The organism is Bacillus sp. S4 (assembly GCF_040838205.1).
Taxonomy (GTDB): Bacteria; Bacillota; Bacilli; order Bacillales; family Bacillaceae_G; genus Bacillus_A; species Bacillus_A cereus_U.
Genome location: NZ_JBFPJI010000239.1, coordinates 1 through 5128 on the forward strand (window position 1 = coordinate 1; position 5128 = coordinate 5128).

Sequence of the window (5128 nt, forward strand, 5' to 3'; positions counted from 1 at the left end):
GTTGTATCTAGCATGAAATTTGAGATGCACACAAAAATTATTTCAAATGAAAAAGAAGTAAGATTACATATAGAAGATAATTTATTTCAATTAATTTTAGATGGTTATCATCTATTTACTATTCAAGAAGTATTACCTTTATATAAATCAAACGAAGAAAGAATCGGTAGTGCAATTGTCCAAAAGTTAGAATGGGAGAACGGAAAAACTACACTAAACTATCAGCTTGTTTCACTACAATCAGTAAACTAAAAGGAGAAGGGTAATATGAAGTTTTTTCATACAGCGGATTGGCATTTAGGTAAGCTTGTTCATGGTGTATATATGACTGAAGATCAAAAAATTGTGTTAGATCAGTTTGTACAAGCTGTTGAAGAGGAAAAACCGGATGCTGTAATTATTGCAGGAGATTTATATGACCGAGCAATTCCACCTACAGAAGCAGTAGACTTATTAAATGATGTATTACAAAAGATAGTTATTGATTTACAAACCCCAGTAATCGCAGTTGCAGGAAACCACGATAGTCCGGACCGCATACATTTTGGTAGTAATTTAATGAAAAAACAAGGATTACATATTGTTGGACAATTCCAGTTTCCATACAATCCTGTTGTTTTAAATGATGAATACGGAGAGGTTCAATTCCATCTCGTTCCGTATGCAGACCCAAGTATGGTTAGACATATATTGAAAAATGAAGATGTTCGTTCTCATGATGATGCGATGCGTATTTTTATGAACGAACTCTCTGAAACGATGGATAAAGAAGCGAGACACATATTTGTAGGACATGCATTTGTAACTTCTTCAGGAGAGGCAGAGGAAAATACGAGTGATGCGGAACGCCCACTTTCAATTGGTGGTGCTGAATATGTAAATAGCCATTATTTTGATAAGTTCCATTACACGGCGCTTGGCCATTTACATCAAGCACATTTTGTACGTAATGAGACAATTCGTTATTCAGGTTCACCACTTGCATATTCTATTTCTGAAGAAAAGCATAAAAAAGGATATTATATTGTGGAACTGGATGAAAAAGGTGAAACAACAATTGAAAAACGTTTACTTACACCGCGTCGTAAAATGCGTACAGTAGAAGCGAAAATAGACGATTTATTACTTCATCCAGTAAATGAAGATTATGTATTTGTGAAATTATTAGATGAAAATCCTGTCTTGCAGCCAATGGAAAAAATACGTTCTGTATACCCAAATGCAATGCATGTTGAAAGATCTATTCAAAGACGAGAGTTCACAGATGAAAATGAAGTAACTGTTTCAAGGCATAAAACGGATGATTTATCTCTTTTAAAAGCATTTTATAAAGAAATGAAAGGGCTAGATTTATCAGAAGAGAAAGAACGTCTATTTTTAGATGTTTTGCAAACAGTGCAAGAACGGGAAGGTGAGCGAGGATGAGACCGATTCAGCTTATAATGACCGCATTTGGTCCATATAAACAGAAAGAAGTAATCGATTTTAAAGATCTTGGTGAGCATCGTATTTTCGCTATTTCTGGAAATACAGGAGCTGGAAAGACAACAATTTTTGATGCGATTTGTTATGTATTATATGGAGAGGCTAGTGGAGAAGAGCGCAGTGATACAAACATGCTTCGTAGCCAATTTGCTGATGATGATGTTTATACAAGTGTGGAATTAACTTTTCAATTAAAAGGGAAAAGTTATGAAATTAAACGACAACTGGGCCATAAAAAACAAGGAAATAAAACAATTACAGGACATGCAGTCGAATTATATGAAGTAATTGATGAGGAAAAAGTTCCATGTGTCGATCGTTTTCATGTAACGGATGTAAATAAAAAAGTTGAAGATTTAATTGGATTAAGTAAACATCAATTTAGCCAAATTGTCATGTTACCGCAAGGAGAGTTCCGAAAATTATTAACATCTGAAACGGAAAATAAAGAAGAAATACTACGCCGCATTTTTAAAACAGATCGTTATAAATTAATGCGTGAGATATTAGATCAAAAGCGTAAACAATGGAAAGACGTCTTACAAGAAAAACAAAAAGAACGTGAGCTATATTTCCGTAATGTATTTAAATTACCAATACGTAATGGGGCATTATTAGAGACATTAGTGGAGCAAGAGCATGTAAATACACATCAAGTAGTAGAGGCATTAGAACAAGAAACAATTTGGTACAATGCAGAGGTTGAGCAATTACACGTAGAACAAAATGACAAAACGAAACAATTAAAAGAAGCAGAGGCACGTTTTCATGCAGCAAAAGCTGTAAATGAGAAATTCAAAGATTTAGAACAAAAGAATGAGAAGTACAGTACTTTACAAGAAAACCGTGCCGTAATCGAAATGAAAGAAAAATCTTTTAAACATGCGGAACAGGCGAAGCGATTATTACCATTTGAGCAATGGTATGAGGAAGCGATGCAACATGAACAGCAGTCTGAAAGTTTGTTAAAACAGATAATCGCAAAAAAAGAACATATAATGAACAGTTTTGCACTTGCTCAGGAGAAATATGAAGCATTAAAGAATAAGGCATCCGAGCGAGAAAATGCTAAAAAACAAGTTCAAAGACTAGAAGAGTTACAACCAATTATTGCATCATTAGCTGAGAAAAAGTTAAATTTGCAAAATGCTGAGATTCAAATAGGAAAATTAAAAGAAGGTATGCAAAAGTTAGATGAGCAACTAGAAGCGCATACAAATGAAAAACAAAGAATGTCTGGCGAATTACAGCAATTAGAAGTAGCGCTTGAACAATATGTAGCTAAAGTAGAAGAACTAACGAATATGCGAGAAGATGCAAAAGTATTAAAGCAGGCATATGATGTATGGCAAGAAAAACAAAAATACGAGCAAGAAAAAGAAATTGCATTTCATAAGATGCAACTGGCAGTTAGTGCGTATGAAGATATGGAACGCCGCTGGTTAAGTGAGCAAGCTGGTATATTAGCTCTTCATTTACATGATGGTGAATCTTGTCCAGTATGTGGTAGTATGGATCACCCGAAAAAAGCTACAGAGCAAAGTAATGCCATTGATGAAAAAGAGTTAAATGGGCTAAGAGAAAAGAAAAACGTTGCGGAAAAATCACATGTTCAATTAGAAGAAAAGTGGAATTTCTATCGAGTTCAATATGAACAAGTGATAGAAGAAGTGCTAAAGCGAGGGTATCGCGCAGAAGAATTAGTAGAAACATATAGGGCGCTCGTTCAAAAAGGAAAGCAATTAGCAGCAGATGTTAATGCGTTAAAAGCAAGTGAAGAAACGCGTAAGCAAATTGCTGTGAATATAAAAAGCGTAGAAGAAAAAGTAGAAGAACTCCAGAAACAAAAGCGTGAAGTAGAAACAATGCAGCACCGTACTGAAATGGAGTGTATGCAGCTTCGTACGTCATATGAACATGATAAGCAAAATATTCCGGAAAGCTTGCAAACGGTACAAGCTTGGAAAGTACAGTTTGACCAAGCTCTGCAAGAACTCAGGTTCATGGAAGATGAATGGGAGAAAGTACAAGAAGCGTATCAACATTGGCAAAATGAAAATATACGTATTCAAGCAGAACATGATAGTGCTTCTAATCAATTTAATGGTGCAAAAGAGAAGAAAGAAGAGACTTTCACACGCTTTATGAAAGAGCTAGAACAAAGCGGATTTACAGATCAATTAACATATACAGAATCCAAATTAAATGATGCTGAGATGGATAAGTTACAACAAGAAATCCGAAGTTATTACTCATCTCTAGAAGTACTTACAAAACAAATTGAAGAATTAAAGGCAGAATTAAAAGATAAAGAGTATATGGACATTTCTTCATTAGATGAGCAAGTCAAAGAATTGGAAATTCACCTTGATATTATTAAAGAAAAACGACAACGTGCTCAAAATGCCGTATCATATATTACGGATTTACATGAAAATATTAAACGAATTGATGAACAAATTCATGAGGAAGAAAAAGCATTCCAAGAACTTGTTGATTTATATGAAGTAATGAAAGGGGATAACGATAGTCGTATATCCTTTGAACGTTACATCTTAATTGAGTATTTAGAACAAATTGTTCAAATTGCGAACGAACGACTACGTAAATTATCAAATGGACAATTTTATTTAAAACGAAGCGAACGAGTTGAAAAGAGGAATCGACAAAGTGGATTAGGCTTAGATGTATACGATGCATATACAGGTCAAACCCGAGATGTAAAAACATTATCTGGCGGTGAAAAATTTAACGCATCACTTTGCTTAGCGCTTGGAATGGCAGATGTAATTCAAGCGTATGAGGGTGGTATTTCCATCGAAACGATGTTTATCGATGAAGGATTCGGCTCATTAGATGAAGAGTCATTAACGAAAGCAGTTGACGCCCTAATCGACTTGCAAAAATCAGGCCGCTTTATCGGCGTAATTTCACACGTTCAAGAACTGAAAAACGCAATGCCAGCTGTATTAGAAGTAACGAAGCAGAAGGATGGCTGTAGTCAGACGCGGTTTGTGGTGAAATAAGCTTGTCAAATTGAAAGTATCTATCATTATTTTGAACATTGTGCCAAATCGGTATAACGTTTTTTCAATAAAGTTCAAATGAATTTAATAATGTTTTTATATAAAGCCGTCTCTATAGTAGAGGCGGCATTTGTATTATATAAAGGAATGAACGATGCAATTATGAATCATTTGAAGAAGGTGGCGTATTTGCCAAACGGTTATAACTTTTAAAGGCTGAAATTGCAGATATAACACCACCTGTTAAAAATAAAGCTGAACCACCAACTAAAATAATACGACTGACGTACGTTTCACGAGCTTCTTCAACTTGTTCTTGTGACGGTGTTGGCATATAAATTCCCCCTCAATAATAATGTGTTTTGCAATAGTATATACAAATGCCTAACATGTGTTAAAAAAGCTGGATAGTTATAGGTAGAATCATCTAGTTGTTTTTAGTTTTGTAATAAAAAGTTATAGAAAGTTAAATGAATTCTATAGTATCCAAAAGCGTTTCAATTATTTGAAAAATCTTCATCCTAAATTTACGCTAACTTCACATGCAGCACAAATTGAAATTGTATTATGTATATGTACCAAATAAATAAAATTGTATAGCATTGCTGTTTTTAAAT

Annotated in this window: 4 protein-coding genes; 3 read left to right on the forward strand and 1 reads right to left on the reverse strand. The window is 34.3% G+C overall.

Annotated features, from left to right (window positions below; all coding sequences use genetic code 11):
• The first annotated feature begins 12 nt into the window (after positions 1-12).
• The 3 genes from AB3X48_RS17405 to AB3X48_RS17415 are packed head-to-tail and all read left to right on the forward strand — an operon-like array spanning position 13 to position 4511.
• Entirely contained in the window at positions 13-252 is a 240-nt protein-coding gene (locus tag AB3X48_RS17405; RefSeq protein ID WP_016104781.1) for a DUF2584 family protein, read from the forward strand.
• A gap of 15 nt (positions 253-267) precedes the next feature.
• Positions 268-1425 (forward strand): exonuclease SbcCD subunit D, encoded by a 1158-nt coding sequence (locus tag AB3X48_RS17410; protein WP_016104782.1) that lies wholly within the window; start codon positions 268-270, stop codon positions 1423-1425.
• Complete coding sequence (locus AB3X48_RS17415; protein WP_367959760.1) at positions 1422-4511, forward strand: AAA family ATPase; 3090 nt, start codon at positions 1422-1424, stop codon at positions 4509-4511. Before AB3X48_RS17410 ends, AB3X48_RS17415 begins: the two co-directional genes overlap by 4 nt.
• A gap of 160 nt (positions 4512-4671) precedes the next feature.
• Here the strand turns inward: AB3X48_RS17415 and AB3X48_RS17420 are convergent, their stop codons facing one another.
• Complete coding sequence (locus AB3X48_RS17420) at positions 4672-4845, reverse strand: hypothetical protein (protein WP_002157923.1); 174 nt, start codon at positions 4843-4845, stop codon at positions 4672-4674.
• Between the last annotated feature and the right edge of the window lie 283 nt (positions 4846-5128).